Source organism: Agromyces badenianii, assembly GCF_003070885.1.
GTDB lineage: Bacteria > Actinomycetota > Actinomycetes > Actinomycetales > Microbacteriaceae > Agromyces > Agromyces badenianii.
In genome coordinates, this window is record NZ_CP028913.1 from 1541859 (window position 1) to 1555705 (window position 13847).

Annotated in this window: 15 protein-coding genes; 9 read left to right on the forward strand and 6 right to left on the reverse strand. The window is 66.6% G+C overall.

Annotated features, from left to right (window positions below):
• The first annotated feature begins 116 nt into the window (after window positions 1-116).
• The 3 genes from dhaK to dhaM are packed head-to-tail and all read left to right on the forward strand — an operon-like array spanning window position 117 to window position 2553.
• Complete coding sequence (gene dhaK / locus DCE93_RS07320) at window positions 117-1118, forward strand: dihydroxyacetone kinase subunit DhaK (protein WP_108596646.1); 1002 nt, start codon at window positions 117-119, stop codon at window positions 1116-1118.
• 21 nt (window positions 1119-1139) lie between these two features.
• Window positions 1140-1787, forward strand: coding sequence for a dihydroxyacetone kinase subunit DhaL (dhaL, locus tag DCE93_RS14690; RefSeq protein WP_108595309.1), 648 nt, complete (start codon window positions 1140-1142; stop codon window positions 1785-1787).
• Window position 1788: 1 nt separating this feature from the next.
• Window positions 1789-2553, forward strand: coding sequence for a dihydroxyacetone kinase phosphoryl donor subunit DhaM (dhaM, locus tag DCE93_RS07330; RefSeq protein ID WP_244284112.1), 765 nt, complete (start codon window positions 1789-1791; stop codon window positions 2551-2553).
• A 15-nt stretch (window positions 2554-2568) separates the two neighbouring features.
• Here the strand turns inward: dhaM and DCE93_RS07335 are convergent, their stop codons facing one another.
• Window positions 2569-3333 (reverse strand): SDR family NAD(P)-dependent oxidoreductase, encoded by a 765-nt coding sequence (locus tag DCE93_RS07335; RefSeq protein ID WP_108595310.1) that lies wholly within the window; start codon window positions 3331-3333, stop codon window positions 2569-2571.
• A 91-nt stretch (window positions 3334-3424) separates the two neighbouring features.
• On the opposite strand from DCE93_RS07335, the gene DCE93_RS07340 reads away from it, so the two are divergent.
• Window positions 3425-3754: a hypothetical protein gene (locus DCE93_RS07340; protein ID WP_108595311.1), complete on the forward strand. Its 330-nt coding sequence runs from the start codon at window positions 3425-3427 to the stop codon at window positions 3752-3754.
• A gap of 98 nt (window positions 3755-3852) precedes the next feature.
• Here the strand turns inward: DCE93_RS07340 and DCE93_RS07345 are convergent, their stop codons facing one another.
• Entirely contained in the window at window positions 3853-4827 is a 975-nt protein-coding gene (locus DCE93_RS07345) for an MBL fold metallo-hydrolase (RefSeq protein WP_244284113.1), read from the reverse strand.
• 72 nt (window positions 4828-4899) lie between these two features.
• Here DCE93_RS07345 and DCE93_RS07350 point away from each other — a divergent pair, with 72 nt between their 5' ends.
• Window positions 4900-5391: a hypothetical protein gene (locus tag DCE93_RS07350; protein WP_146184959.1), complete on the forward strand. Its 492-nt coding sequence runs from the start codon at window positions 4900-4902 to the stop codon at window positions 5389-5391.
• A 399-nt stretch (window positions 5392-5790) separates the two neighbouring features.
• On the forward strand, window positions 5791-6807 hold the full coding sequence (locus DCE93_RS07355; RefSeq protein WP_108595314.1) for a hypothetical protein: 1017 nt from the start codon (window positions 5791-5793) through the stop codon (window positions 6805-6807).
• Window positions 6808-7476: 669 nt separating this feature from the next.
• Here DCE93_RS07355 and DCE93_RS07360 read toward each other — a convergent pair.
• Together DCE93_RS07360 and DCE93_RS07365 are read right to left on the reverse strand one after the other, a co-directional pair.
• Window positions 7477-7821 carry a GNAT family N-acetyltransferase gene (locus DCE93_RS07360; protein WP_244284114.1) on the reverse strand — a complete coding sequence of 115 codons (345 nt, stop codon included), beginning with the start codon at window positions 7819-7821 and terminating at the stop codon, window positions 7477-7479.
• A 160-nt stretch (window positions 7822-7981) separates the two neighbouring features.
• On the reverse strand, window positions 7982-9136 hold the full coding sequence (locus DCE93_RS07365) for an epoxide hydrolase family protein (protein WP_108595315.1): 1155 nt from the start codon (window positions 9134-9136) through the stop codon (window positions 7982-7984).
• Window positions 9137-9270: 134 nt separating this feature from the next.
• On the opposite strand from DCE93_RS07365, the gene DCE93_RS07370 reads away from it, so the two are divergent.
• A complete protein-coding gene (locus DCE93_RS07370; RefSeq protein ID WP_108595316.1) occupies window positions 9271-10350 on the forward strand; it encodes an alpha/beta fold hydrolase in 1080 nt (359 codons plus the stop codon).
• 14 nt (window positions 10351-10364) lie between these two features.
• Here DCE93_RS07370 and DCE93_RS07375 read toward each other — a convergent pair whose 3' ends face one another.
• Window positions 10365-10775 carry a VOC family protein gene (locus DCE93_RS07375; RefSeq protein ID WP_108595317.1) on the reverse strand — a complete coding sequence of 137 codons (411 nt, stop codon included), beginning with the start codon at window positions 10773-10775 and terminating at the stop codon, window positions 10365-10367.
• A gap of 170 nt (window positions 10776-10945) precedes the next feature.
• Here DCE93_RS07375 and DCE93_RS07380 point away from each other — a divergent pair, with 170 nt between their 5' ends.
• Both DCE93_RS07380 and DCE93_RS07385 read left to right on the forward strand, forming a co-directional pair.
• Complete coding sequence (locus tag DCE93_RS07380; RefSeq protein ID WP_108595318.1) at window positions 10946-12196, forward strand: amidohydrolase; 1251 nt, start codon at window positions 10946-10948, stop codon at window positions 12194-12196.
• Window positions 12197-12330: 134 nt separating this feature from the next.
• Window positions 12331-12939, forward strand: a complete 609-nt coding sequence (locus DCE93_RS07385; protein WP_108595319.1) for an HdeD family acid-resistance protein — start codon at window positions 12331-12333, stop codon at window positions 12937-12939.
• Between the two features lie 85 nt (window positions 12940-13024).
• Here the strand turns inward: DCE93_RS07385 and DCE93_RS07390 are convergent, their stop codons facing one another.
• On the reverse strand, window positions 13025-13798 hold the full coding sequence (locus DCE93_RS07390) for an SDR family oxidoreductase (protein WP_108595320.1): 774 nt from the start codon (window positions 13796-13798) through the stop codon (window positions 13025-13027).
• Window positions 13799-13847 lie beyond the last annotated feature (49 nt).

Sequence of the window (13847 nt, forward strand, 5' to 3'; positions counted from 1 at the left end):
ATTTCGCACTGCCTCTTACGGTCGACGGCGTCGCGGGCGTAGGTTGGCGGGAAGTGCTGCGTCGGCGTCGATGCACGGCTGCACGGCGTCCGGCAGCTCAAGGGGAAGGGATGTCCGTGAAGAAGATCATCAACGACCCGAAGCGGGTCGTCGACGAGTCGGTCGCAGGGTTCGGGCTCGCCCACGCCGATCTCGTGCGAGTCGAACTGGATCCGATCCGTATCGTGCGCGCCGATGCCCCGGTCGCCGGCAAGGTCGGCATCGTCAGCGGTGGCGGCAGCGGGCACGAGCCACTGCACGCAGGCTATGTCGGGTTCGGCATGCTCGACGCCGCCGTGCCGGGTGCGGTGTTCACCTCGCCCACGCCCGATCCGATCCTCGCCGCGACCAAAGCGGTCGACGGCGGGGCCGGGGTGCTCCACATCGTGAAGAACTACACGGGCGACGTGCTGAACTTCGAGACGGCGGCGGACCTGGCATCCGTCGACGGCATCGAGGTGCGCGCCGTCATCACGAACGACGACGTCGCCGTCAAGGACTCGCTCTACACGGCCGGACGGCGGGGTGTCGCCGGCACGGTGCTGGTCGAGAAGATCGCCGGCGCAGCGGCCGAGCGAGGCGACTCACTCGACCAGGTCGTCGCCGTCGCCGAGCGGGTCAACGCCAACGCGCGATCGATGGGGCTCGCGTTGACGCCCTGCATCGTGCCCCATGCCGGTGAGCCGAGCTTCACACTCGCAGAGGACGAGATCGAGATCGGCATCGGTATCCACGGTGAGCCCGGCCGGGAACGCATCCAGCTCGAATCGGCCGATCGGCTGGTCGATCGACTGCTCGCGCCGATCCTCGAAGATCTGCCCTACGAGCGCGGCGAACGCACGTTGCTGTTCGTCAACGGAATGGGCGGCACTCCGCAGATCGAGCTCTACGTGGCGTACCGTCGTGCAGCGGAGGTGCTCGAGGAACGGGGCATCGAGATCGCCCGTTCGCTCGTCGGCAACTTCATCACGGCGCTCGAGATGCAGGGCATGTCGATCACGCTGTTGAAGCTCGATGACGAGATGGTCGAATTGTGGGACGCCCCGGTGCAGACGGCTGCACTGCGGTGGGGAAGATAGTGGATCGAAGGGGGAATCTCGGTGGGATTGGACATCACGTGGGCCGTGGACTGGGTCAGACGGAGCGCACAGGTCATCTCGGAGCACCGCGTCGAGTTGATCACGCTCGATCGTGAGATCGGCGACGGCGATCATGGCGAGAACATGGATCGTGGTTTCCAGGCCGTGCTGCCGAAGCTCGACGACCTCGCGGCAGGCTCCACGCCCGGTGATGTGCTGAAGTTGGTGGCGACGACGCTCATCTCGACCGTCGGGGGAGCGGCCGGTCCGCTGTACGGCACCGCCTATCTGAAGGCCGCTGCAGCGGCCGGCAGTGCCGTCTCCCTCGATGGACCGGCGATCGCCGCCATCCTGACCGCCGCCCGTGACGGCATCGTCGCGCGCGGCAAGGCGGAGCCCGGCGACAAGACGATGATCGACGCCTGGACTCCGGCCGTCGATGCAGCGGATGCCGCGGCGGCAGCGGGAACCGATCCCACAGGTGTCTTCGCCGCCGCGGCAGACGCCGCCGAGGCCGGCGCAGTGGCGACCGAACCGCTCGTCGCGAGAAAAGGACGTGCGAGCTACCTCGGCGAACGCTCCGCCGGCCATCGCGACCCCGGCGCCGAGTCGAGCGCCCTCCTCCTCCGGGCCGCGGCCGACGCGGCGGCCGCGTCTGCGGGAGCGTGAGGTGAGCACCCCCGGCAAGGTCGGTCTCGTCTTCGTCTCGCATTCCGCCGGCATCGCCGACGGCCTGGTCGCCCTCGCTCGTCAGATGGCGCCTACCGCGACGCTCGTCGCCGCGGGCGGCACCGACGACGGCCGCATCGGCACGAGCTTCGACCTCGTGACCGCGGGCATCGCCGAAGCCGATGCGGGCGCGGGCGTCGCAGTGCTGTGCGATCTCGGCTCGGCGATCCTCACGGCCGAGACCGCTCTCGACTTCCTCGACGACGAAGCTCGCGCTCGAGTGCGAATCGTCGACGCCCCGCTCGTCGAGGGCGGGGTGGCTGCGGCGGTCGCCGCCGAGTCGGGGGAGTCGTTGGAGCAGGTCGTCGCCGCGGCCCGATCGGCCTGGAACAGGGCGAGCGAGGATGACTCGGCGTCGGGCGGATCCGACGCGACGGGCGACTCCGAACCCACGGGCGGTGCAGAAGCCCGAGCAGCGGATGCCGCGGCCGGCGCCGGCCACGCGGCATCCGGCTATTCGCGAAGCATCCGACTCGTGAACGCCGATGGTCTGCACGCGCGACCCGCCGCCGAGCTCGTCAAGCTCGCCGGCACGTTTCCGCAGAAGGTCACCATCAACGGCACCGACGCGAAGAGCCTGCTCGGCATCATGTCGCTCGGCCTCACGAAGGGCGCCCCGGTCGATATCGCGAGCGATGACGCCGAAGGGCGGGCGGCCGTCGATGCGATCGCCGAACTGGCCGAGTCGGGGTTCGGCGAGGCTTGAGCCGCTCGAGTCCGGTCAGTTGCCGCCGGCGACCCTGATGTCTGCTCCGGAGGTGTAGACGGCATCTGCCGAGAACAGGTAGGCGACGGCGCCGGCGATCTCGTGCGGTTCGCCGGCGCGCCGCATCGGAATGTTCGGGGCGCGTTCCTCAGGCGCGTTCGGACGGCCTGCCGCGGCGTGGATCTCGGTGCGGGTGGTGCCGGGGGAGACCGTGTTGACCCTCACCCCCACGGGACCGAACTCCTTCGCTGCGCCGGTCGTCAGCGCGTTGAGCGCTGCCTTGCTCATGGCGTACGGGATGTAGGTGTTCGGTGCGCCCGACCTCGCCGCGCCCGATGAGATGTTCACGATGCATCCGCCCGCCCCGCCGCGGTCGGTCGCCATGTGCGCGATCGCCGCACGCGTGAGCAGGAGCGGAGCGAGCACGTTGACCCGGAACACGAGCTCGCTCTCGTCGATCGTCGTGTCGAGGAACCCGCCGATGCGGCCCGTGATGCCGGCATTGTTGACGAGGCCGCTCACTCGGCCGAACTCGGCGATGGTCGCCGGCACGATCGTCGCGGCGGCCTCGAGGTCGGCCAGATCGACCTGCAGCAGCAGCACCCGTGCACCGGATGCCGCACAGCGACGAGCGATCGTGTCGGCGTCGTCGCGCCGCTCACGGTAGGTCAGCACGAGGTCGTGGCCGTCGGCGGCGAGGCGTTCGGCGATCGCAGCGCCGATACCGCGGCTCGCGCCGGTGACGATCGTGACCGGGCGTGTGGCTGTGGCATCCGTCATGGTTTCAGCCTATTCCGGCTGCTCGGGCATGCGAGCGAGTGGCTGAGATGATGCTGGCGCTGGAATGCACTCCGGGCGTACCATCGGGCGCATGGCACGCGACACAGCGAGCCGCGAAGACGGCAATGCGTTCACGCACTTCTTCGACCGGATCGACCGGGCGTTGCTGCCCGTGTTCGGCCCTCCGCCGGTGACGGCGGACGAAGCGGCGCAGGCGCCGAATGACGAGAAGGCATGCCCCATCTGCGGGCATGCCATGCTCGAGCACGTCATCGACCACTCGACTCCCAACACGGTGCTGGTCTGTCCGACGGACGAGCGGCTGCCGGAGCGCGAAGTCGCGGGGCCCTACAACGAGCTCGGAATGCCGGCCACAGGCCGGCGCCTCGTCAAGTACACCGGCCGCGGCGTATCCCGTTGAGCGATGAGCACGCCGGTCGCCCGAGGGCGACCGGCGCTCACACATGTCGTGGCTGCAGGGCCATTTCGAGGGGCTCTCGTACTCGCCGACCTGGGCCGCTACTCGGGCGTCGCTCTCTGCTCCCGTTGGGCGAGCCGCTCGAGTTGCCACCTGTGCACGTCGGGCAGCCAATCCAGCGGGGCTGATGGACCGACCCGCGGGTCGTCGGGAACTTCGCCGTCTCGCAGTGCCTGCACGTACACGCGATCCTGTTCGATTCGTGCGCGCAGCTGCTCGGCTCCACCGACTGAACCGTGACCGGGGACGACGGCATCGATGCCGTCGGCGACACTCGCGAACAACCGGAGCGCGGCGAGGTAGTCCTCGATCGGGTCGGCGGCCTCCAGGTCGAGGAACGGCATCAGGATGTCGGAGAGCATGTCGCCGGCGACGAGGACGCCGCGCTCCTCGATCAACAGCGCCGCGTGGCCCGGTGCATGGGCCTGATGCTCGATGATCCGGACTCTGGGGCCATCCCAAGGAACCTGCGCGGCTTCGGCGGGCAGACCGGTGATGAGGCCGAGCAGATCCATTGGGATCTCCTCGGCGTACTCCGGCGGCAATCCCTCGGCTATCTGGGCCTCCCAGTCCGCCTGAGACAGCAGATCTCCTAGAGAAGCCGCGCAGCGGGCTGTGCCGTAACGGGGCGCGTCGCCGAAGTCCGCGTGCCAGAGCACATGGTCCCAATCTGGATGCGTCGAGAAGCCTGCCACGACGGGCTGGCCCAACTCGCGAAGGTCGTTCGCGAGGGCCGCCATTTCGTTGCTCGTGATACCGGGGTCGATGAGCAGCACGCCGGCCCGGCCCTGCACGACAACGGAATTGCTCTGGATGAACTCGCTCTCGTGAACGAGAACGCCCTCAGCGACTTGCTTCAGCATGAGACGCCTTCCGCTTGTGTTTGCAACCGCTCGTCGAAACGGTATTACCCCACGTTGGGGGAGTTGTCTACGATCGGCGCCCTCAGGCTCGAGAAACGGATTGCGGGTTTTGCACGCCATCAGACGAGTTTCCTGTTCGAATGGTCCGAACACTACGAAGATCTATGGCGCAGTCGAATCGATCAACTGAGGCTACAAGCGAGCGACGGGGCGTAATCTCCTATGGTGATCCAGCGCTATCTTCAGCACTTCTGGGACCGGGGCCTTGGGTATGGCCTGGCCGCAGCGCTGGTTTTGCTGATCTTCGCGCCGGGTGATGATTTCGCGCTGAAGGCTGCTGTGTTCGCAGGAACGACCGTGCTTGCCCTGCTGGGCGCGGGGTTCACGTTCTGGCGGGCCCAGGGGCGGGTTCCGCCGAGGGTGTCGCGCGGAAGAACGCTGGAGCGTTCTTCCGCCGTACTTCGTCCCGCGAAGAAATTGAAGCAGCAGAATGTCGTCGTCGGAATCCTCACACGCGGCCACAATCGCGGTCGGCACATCATGGTCGGCTTCTCGCCCGAATCCCGCTTCTGGCACGTCGTCGCAGGCCGAGTCCACGGCGGTTCAGAGGGGCTCACGTATGAAGAGCTCCGCATGATCCTTACCAGCGAAGGCGCGAGGTACCTGGAGCCCGGCGAATACGCTAACGCAGTCATAGCGAAGCACTTCAGTCTGTAGGGTCCGGATAATGCCGCTCAGCGGGCGGCCAGGGCTCTCGACCCGGGACTGTGACGTCCGCGCGAATCTTGTCGATGGTTTCACTCGCGAGGTGCGCCATTTCTGCTCAGCCAGCAAAGTGCAGAATCTGACCTTTGTCGCTTTCCTGATGGTGAAGTCTCTTAACCGAATTTCCACAAAGCTCGCTCAGGCTTGAGACGTTTAGGCCGCCCCGGCAATCACCGCGGGCGGGTCATACGCGAATGTCGGCGGCCCGGTTGTCCCTGAGCGCTCCACCTCGAACGCGAGCACCGGTGGGGGACCGGCATTCGCGCAATCGTGTCGCGCCTTCGAGCGGTGTGACACTATCGCTGAGAGCCCTGCGGAAGGCTTCAGCGTTCGATCGAAAGGTGGCCGACAGTGACGTCTGTTACGCCGACCACTGCCGGCAAGCGCCCGTACGAGGCCTCCGTCTGGCGCGTGAGAACGTTGATCCGGGTCGGCGCAGTAACGCAGGCTCTCGGTTGGATCGCGCTTGTCCTCGTGCTGGGCGTCCGCGGTGACGAGACCCTGTTCTCCTGGGCCGCGTTAGTGGGCTTCGTCGTGGTCGTACCGTTCCTGGCATTGTGGCCGCGAATCCGGCTGCGCGCAGACGGGTCGGTGACGTTTTGGGGCTGGACGCGCGTGCTGACCGCGAACGTGGACGAGATCGTTCGTCTCTCCATGTCTCCGTACGGATTGCGTTGCGAGTTCGCTGATGGGTCGACGTTCACGAGTGTGATCTTTCAGGCGACGGGACATATCCGGTACCCGCGTGTCTTCGATTTTGTCGAGGCAGCCACGGGTGAGAGACCAGTCCTCGAGAGTTGGCGTGTCTGGGACGCGGCGACGGATCATGGGATCCAGCTTTTCCCACCGGTGACCGCCGGCAACGCGGCGACCACCACTTTCTTTGCCGGTGCCACCCCACGCAACCCGGATGAAGCGCGGTTCCTGACACGGCTTGCAGAGTTTGCTCGCGGCTGGCGCGGTCCGATAGCCCCTTCCGACACGCAGTCGATCGAACTGGTTCCGTTGGTCATCGGAATCCGAGTGCTGGACCTCTCGACCCCGCTGACTCTGTGGCTGGCGTACCACCCCGCGGAGCATTCCCTGATTGGCTGCTGGGGCGACGACTATGTGCTCGACGACTACGACCCGTCGGATGCGGAACAGCTGACCATTACCGGCGAAAACGAGTCCGCAGAGTTTTTCGCGGAACGCGCATCAGAGTGGATCAGCCACCAGCTCGCTCGGCCGGTCTCCCGCGAGTGGTGGGGCGGGAAGCAGTCCCGGTGGGTGTTCGAAGACTCGGGTTCCACATTCTGGGGATATGTGTCTCGTCGTCGGCTCGCGCGCGGTGCGCCAACACGTCGAGTCGTCGAGCGCTTTGAATGAATTCCCGGCGTTTTCTCCGCGGAACGCACGGCACGCTCACGCGCCACCGAGCGGCGCGTTGGACGACCGGCTTGCGGAATCAGGACGGCACAGCCGCCGTCGGTCTGATATCGCTCCATGATGGCGGAAGGAAGGAGCAATCGGAAGAGATTCTCCTGATCAGAGGCATTTCGGTGTACCACTGCAGTCGTTAGCCAACTTCCCCTAACTGCAATTTCTGCAGATAGGGGATTTACGATCCGACATAATGTGCATTATCGGCGATAACGAAGGTCGCGAGTTTCACTGTCTGATGAAGACGGTGGAAATGACCATCACCCCGATTGCGGCGATACCCAGGTAGAGACGCCAGGGCGCCCACGTGCCGCGAGATGCTGGCGGCAGCGGCTGGGCAGCGGTCATGCGGCGATGCTACTCGTGCTCTCGAAGTTCAGCAGGCATGCAGTCCGTCTTGGCCTCTTCGAACTCTTGTAGCGACGCGCCGTCGTTCGCGTACTGCGTCGCCACGACGGCGCCATCGACTACCTCAGCACGCACACCCCGGTCATTGAGGCATTTGACTGCTTCCTCCAGCGGTGAGGTCAGCTGGGTGCAAGCCGTAAGTGCAACGAGTGAGACGACCAACGCTGGGAACGCACCGAGCCGGGCATTTGACGACATACCGGGACGCTACACGCTGCGGGTGAACGGCCGACGAACGGACGAGCGAAGAACTGAGCGATCAGCGGGGCGCGCCAGACGTTCGGCTGAGACCCGCCGACACGTAGGTGCAGACCCCGCTCGCTTCGCGAACCTGACCGGTCGCCGCTCGGTCTCGATGAACCTGAGCTTGGCGTAGAGCTCGAGTGCGGGAACGTTCGTGTCCTTGATATCGCGAAGCACGAACTCGTCGTACGGCAGTTCCATGAGCTGCTGCATGAGCGCGGTGGCCACTCCCCTGCCCGGATACTGAGGCGCTGTCGTCACGAATCCGATCTCCGCGAGACCTTCACGAGCCCCGTCATCGACGCCCATGAACTGGCTTCGGATGAGGCGGTGGGTAGGCGCCGTGCATTCTGCCGAGGTAGTACGCGGTCACCTGGGCGGATCACTCGGCGAACTGTCCCCCGAGCTGACCTCGGCGAACGAGTGCGCCGAACGCTCGCCACAAAGACTGTTGCGTCGCCGCGAGCCGCTACCGGAGTTCGCGGAAGAATGCGCGCACGTCGGCGACGAGGAGATCCGGAACCTCCATTGCCGGGAAGTGGCCGCCGCGGTCGAACTCCGACCAGTGGACGACGTTGTCGTCGCGTTCGGCGATCGCCCGAATGCCGAAATCGCCGGGGAACACCGCAACGCCGGACGGCACTTCGGATCGTTGCGCCGCTTGGCCCCAGCTGGCTTGTCCCTCCTTGTAGAGTCGCGCAGCCGACGTGGCGGTTTTGGTGAGCCAGTAGACGCTGATGTTGGTGAGCATCTGGTCACGATCGACCGCGTCCTCAGGGAGCTCGGCCGCGGGATCGGTCCACTCCTTGAACCTCTCTACGATCCAGGCGAGCTGCCCGGCCGGCGAGTCCGCGAGTCCCACGCCGACTGTCTGCGGCCTCGTCGATTGGATGACGGCGTACCCCGTGCCATCCGCCATCTGCCGTTGCATCGCGGCGAGCCGCGCCTGCTCCGCCTCGGTCAGGTCGGCGAGCTCGGCCGGATCGCCCGATGGGAATCCGAGGCTCCCGTTCACATGAACGCCGACGACATGCCCGGAGTCGATGCGCCCGAGCATCGGCGAGATCACCGCGCCGGTGTCGCCGCCCTGGGCGCCGTAGCGCTCGTAGCCGAGCCGGCTCATCAGCTCGGCCCAGGCGCGGGCGATTCGCGCCATGTCCCATCCGGTCTCTCGCGTCGGCCCCGAGAAGCCGAATCCGGGCATCGAGGGGGCGATGACGTGGAACGCGTCGGCCGGGTCTCCCCCGTGGGCGCGAGGGTCGGTGAGCGGCCCGATGATGTTCATGAACTCCACGATCGATCCGGGCCAGCCGTGGGTGATGATGAGCGGCATCGCGTGCGGCTCGGGTGAGCGCACGTGCAGGAAGTGAACGTTCTGCCCGTCGATCGTGGTCGTGAACTGCGGGAAATCGTTCAGCTTCGCCTCGTGCTCGCGCCAGTCGTAGGAGGTTCGCCAGTGCTCGGCGAGCTCCTTCAGATAGCTCACCGGAGTGCCGTACGTCCACCCCACGTCGGGCAGCTCGTCCGCCCAGCGCGTGGCGGAGAGCCGGGCATTCAGATCGTCGAGTTGGGCCTGAGGAATCTCGATGCGGAACGGCCGGATGGCGGTGGTGTTGATCTCCATGTCTGCGACGCTACTCACAGATCCGGCCAGTTCCTCTCCTAATACGCGTCATCCCGCGGTACGACAGCGACGAAACCATGCTCATCCCCCAGGTCGATGTGCGAGCGATCCCCAGACGGCCAGAATCATGAATCATGAGCCGTTTCACCCCGCCCATTGATGATCAGCACTACGACGTCGAGCCGGTTCCCGCTCGACCTGACCGGGGGCGCCGCCTGCTTCGGCGCACGCTCATCGTGATCGGCGCGTTCATCGGGGTGATCGTCGTCGCGATCGGGGGCGTGAAACTCGCCGATGTCGCGCTCACCGCGCGGGAACGCGCCGAGCACGCGGCGCCCGGTTCGCTCGTCGACGTGGACGGCCATTCCATGCACGTCGTCGTCGAGGGCGACGGTGACCACACGATCGTGCTGGTTCCGGGGCTCGGCACCTCCTCCCCCGTCTTCGATTTCGAGCCGCTGACCGAGGCGCTCAGCGAACACTCGCGTGTCGCCGTCGTCGAACCGTTCGGCTACGGATGGAGCGACAGCACGGATCGCGAGATGACCGCCGTGAACGTCGCCCACGACATCCACGCTGCGCTGGTGGGTGCCGATGTGCCCGGCCCGTATGTCATCGCGGCGCACTCGATCGGCGGCCTCTATGCGCAGCAGTTCGCTGACCTCTATCCAGAGGACACCGCCGCCGTCGTCGGCATCGATCCCACGATGCCGCGCACGTTCGACTTCGCTCCGGCGACCGAAGGCGGTGTCGATCCCTTCGCCGCCCCGATTCCCGAGTACTTCGGCTGGGCGACCGCCATGGGATGGACCCGGATCCTCCAAGGCGTGGTCGGGGATGATCCGCAACTGACGTCTGGGGCGTCGTCAGCCGACGGGTACTCCCGCGCGAACCTCGAGATGCAGCGCACGCTCACCAACTGGAGCGCGATGAGCTCGAATGTCATGGACCAGGCGGGCCGCCTGGCCGAGACGATCGGCGAGGTCGAGAACCTGAGGTTCTCCGAGCGCACGCCCGTGCTGCTCTTCACCGCGCAGAGCGAGCATGGCGACGACGCCGAGTGGCTGACCCGGGCTCGTGACGACTATCTCGCGAGCTCGGGATGCGCGGCCACGGTGGGAGTCGACGCGGGGCACTACCTCCACCACACCGCGTCATCGACGCTCGCCACGGAGATCCAGCACTTCTTGGACCGCTGCGTCGCACCGGCCTGACCCGCGTCCCGCGGTCAGCGCAGTTCCTGAATACGGATCATGTTGCCCGCCGGGTCGCGCACGGCGCAGTCGCGCACGCCGTAGCTCTGGTCGGTCGGGTCCTGCACGATCTCGGCGCCGCTCGCCTGCACACGCGCGAAGGCGGCGTCGAGGTCATGCGTCGCGAGCAGGATGCCGGAATAGGTTCCCTTCGCCATCATCTCGACGATGGCTCGGCGCTCGTCATCGGTGACGCCGGGGTCGGCGCCCGGCGGCTCCAACACGATCGACGTGCCGGGCTGATCGTGCGGGCCGACGGTGATCCAGCGCATCCCGTCGTATCCGACATCGCTGCGAACCTCGAATCCGAGTGCATCACGGTAGAACGCCAGTGAGGCATCCGGGTCACTGTGCGGCAGGAAGCTCGCGTGAATGGTGATGTCCATGACGTCACGCTAGTAGCGGCTCGGTCGGCGAGCTTCTCGATTCGTGATCGATCCGACCGGGCATGCGCGCTCCGGCGCGGTGAAGCGCGCCGCTCTGGTCTTCGACGAGCCGTCCCCATATCCTGTGCACACAGGGGGAAATCTTCTGAGCAATAGGGGGAAGGACGCTCATGACTACATCTGCGCACGAAAACATCACCGTCGATCCGGCACTCGCCGATCTCTACAAGGATCTCCACAGCCATCCAGAGCTCGGGTTCCAAGAGCATCGCACGGCCGAGATCGTGGCGAAACGGCTGACGGAACTCGGGTTCGACGTCACCACAGGGATCGGTAAGACGGGGGTCGCCGGTGTCTTGAAGAACGGCGCGGGTCCGACTGCGCTGCTGCGTGCCGACATGGACGCGCTGCCGGTGAAGGAGGACACCGGGCTCGACTACGCCAGCACCGTGACCGCGACCGACGAGAACGGCAAAGTCGTTCCCGTCGACCACGCCTGCGGACACGACCTGCACACGACGTGCCTGCTCGGGGCCGCCGAGATCCTCTCGTCCGACACGTCCAGCTGGTCGGGCACGTTGGTCGTGGTATTCCAGCCCGCCGAAGAACTCGGTGCGGGCGCACAGGCGATGGTCGACGACGGACTGTACAACAAGGTTCCGAAGCCCGACATCGTGCTCGGTCAGCACGTGGCGCCGCTGCCCGCCGGCAAGATCGCCGGACATGCCGGTGCCTCGTATGCGGGTTCGGACTCGTTGCGGGTGCGACTCGTCGGCAAGGGAGCACACGGTTCGATGCCGCAGAACTCGATCGATCCGGTGGTGATGGCGGCCTCGACCGTGCTGCGCCTCCAGACCATCGTCTCGCGAGAGATCCCGAGCACCGACGTCGCGGTGCTCACGGTCGGATCGATCCACTCAGGGGATGCCGCCAACGTCATCCCGGGCGAGGCCGAGTTGCAGCTGAACATCCGCAGCTACAGCGACCGTGTGCGTCAGCACATCCTCGACAGCGTCGACCGCATCGCCAAGGGCGAGGCCGCGGCGGCGGGCGCACCCGAGGAGCCGACGATCACGGAGATCGAGCGGTTCCCCATCGTGGTGAACGATGCGGAGGCGCTGGGCAAGACGCTGCACGCCTTCGCCGAATGGCTCGGGGCCGACAAGATCCTCGACCCGGGTGCCGGCGCCGGCAGCGAAGACGTCGGAATCCTCGCGACCAGCGCGGGCGCACCGCTCTCATACTGGCTGCTCGGCGGCACCGATCCGTCGCTGTTCACGACGGGTGACATGACCGACCCCGCCTTGGCCACCGTTCCGTCGAACCACTCGCCGCACTACGCTCCCGTCATCGAGCCGACCCTCACGATCGGCGTGACGGCGCTCGTGACCGCCGCGCGCACCTGGATGCCGCCGGCTTGAGCCTGTCGTCTTCGGATGCCTCGGGGAATCGACACCCCGAGGTATCCGAAGACGCGCGCAGCCGCATCCGACACGCGGAGCGGCTCGGCAATAGCCTCCCATTCACGGCAACCACAGCCAGAAAGGACACCAACATGTCAACCTCTCAGCCCACTGGGGTCTTCGCGTCGTTCACGCTCGACGCCTCGTCGCTCACCAAGTCCGCAATCAACACCATCCGTGCGACCCTCGGCATCAGCGGGGCCGTCGCACTCATCTTCGGCCTGCTGATCACCTTCTGGCCGAAGAACTCCGCCGTGGTGATCACGGTGCTGTTCGGAATCTACTTCCTGATCGCCGGCATCGCGTATCTCGGGCTCGGCATCTTCTCGAAGGGCATTTCGGGCGGTGCGAGAACGCTCGACATCATCCTCGGTCTGCTCTTCGTGATCGCCGGCATCGTCGTGCTGGCGAATCCGAACGAGTCGGCGGTGTTCCTCGGGATCTTCCTCGGAATCCTGGTCGGCATCCTCTGGATCGTCGAGGGTGTCGTCGCGCTCGCCCAGTCCGGTGACGCGGCCTCGCGAGGCTGGGCGATCTTCTTCGGCATCATCAGCATCATCGCGGGCATCGTGCTGCTGTTCTCGCCGCTCTGGGGCGCCATGGTGCTCTTCATCGTCGCAGGCATCAGCCTCATCGTGCTCGGCATCGTGCAGATCGTGCGTGCGTTCACGTTCGGGCGCGGCGTCACCACCGCCGCGTAGCATCTGAACACACGAAGGGCCGGACGAAGCGAGTGCTTCGTCCGGCCCTTCGCCGTCTCACGCGGTGGTGCAGCCCAGTCGGTGCTCAGGCGCCCGACTCGCGAGCGAACCCCGTGGTGTCGCCCACGTACCGCGTGTTGTCGGCGGGCACCGGGTCGACGGCCGCCGCGGCGACCTCCGCGGCGAACTCGGCCACGTTGAACAGCCGGCCGGCTTCGTGCTTGCGGGCTTCGATCGCGCCGGGGTTCGCGCGCTCGAGCAGCGTCGCGGTGATCGTGCCCTCGATCATGTCGCCGGAGACGACGACGAACTCGAACCCGGCTGCCGTCAGCTCGGGCAGCTTCGCACGCAGCGCGTCTTCGCCGGCCCGCTTCGAGAGCGCGACCGCCTCGTACTCGGGCATGGTGGCAGTGGTGCGGATGAAGTGCGCCTGATGGCTGGTGACGAACACGAGACGTGCGCCCGGGGCGAGGTGCGGAAGCGCACCCTCGACGACGTTGACCTGGGCGTCGCGGTTCAACCGCATGGCGTAGTCCTCGCCCATGCCGGTCTCCATGCCGCCTGAGGCGTTCAGCACGAGGATGTCGATGGGGCCGAGCTCTTCGACCACTCGTTCGAACATCGAAGCGACGGAGGCCGCGTCGGTGAGATCGGCCGCGATCGCGATGGCCGTTCCGCCCGCCGCAGTGATCTCTGCGACGACCTTCTCTGCGCGGGGCGCCTTGCTGCGGTAGTTCACGACGACGGATGCCCCGGCGGCCGCGAGGTACCGGGCGGTGTCCGCGCCGATGCCACGCGAGGAACCGGTGACGAGGGCGACCCGGCCGTCGAGCGAACCGGGGGCGAGCGGATTGGTCACAGTGGGACTCCTCGAGGCTGGACGGACGACGGTCCGCACGGAACAGGCG

Bases quoted from the DNA above. Each gene is read 5' to 3' on its own strand.
- DCE93_RS07340 (WP_108595311.1), top strand. From the start codon at position 3,425: ATGGCACGCGACACAGCGAGCCGCGAAGACGGCAATGCGTTCACGCAC.
- DCE93_RS07375 (WP_108595317.1), bottom strand. From the start codon at position 10,775: ATGGACATCACCATTCACGCGAGCTTCCTGCCGCACAGTGACCCGGAT.
- DCE93_RS07335 (WP_108595310.1), bottom strand. From the start codon at position 3,333: ATGACGGATGCCACAGCCACACGCCCGGTCACGATCGTCACCGGCGCG.
- DCE93_RS07365 (WP_108595315.1), bottom strand. From the start codon at position 9,136: ATGGAGATCAACACCACCGCCATCCGGCCGTTCCGCATCGAGATTCCT.
- DCE93_RS07370 (WP_108595316.1), top strand. From the start codon at position 9,271: ATGAGCCGTTTCACCCCGCCCATTGATGATCAGCACTACGACGTCGAG.
- DCE93_RS07385 (WP_108595319.1), top strand. From the start codon at position 12,331: ATGTCAACCTCTCAGCCCACTGGGGTCTTCGCGTCGTTCACGCTCGAC.
- DCE93_RS07380 (WP_108595318.1), top strand. From the start codon at position 10,946: ATGACTACATCTGCGCACGAAAACATCACCGTCGATCCGGCACTCGCC.
- DCE93_RS07360 (WP_244284114.1), bottom strand. From the start codon at position 7,821: ATGGGCGTCGATGACGGGGCTCGTGAAGGTCTCGCGGAGATCGGATTC.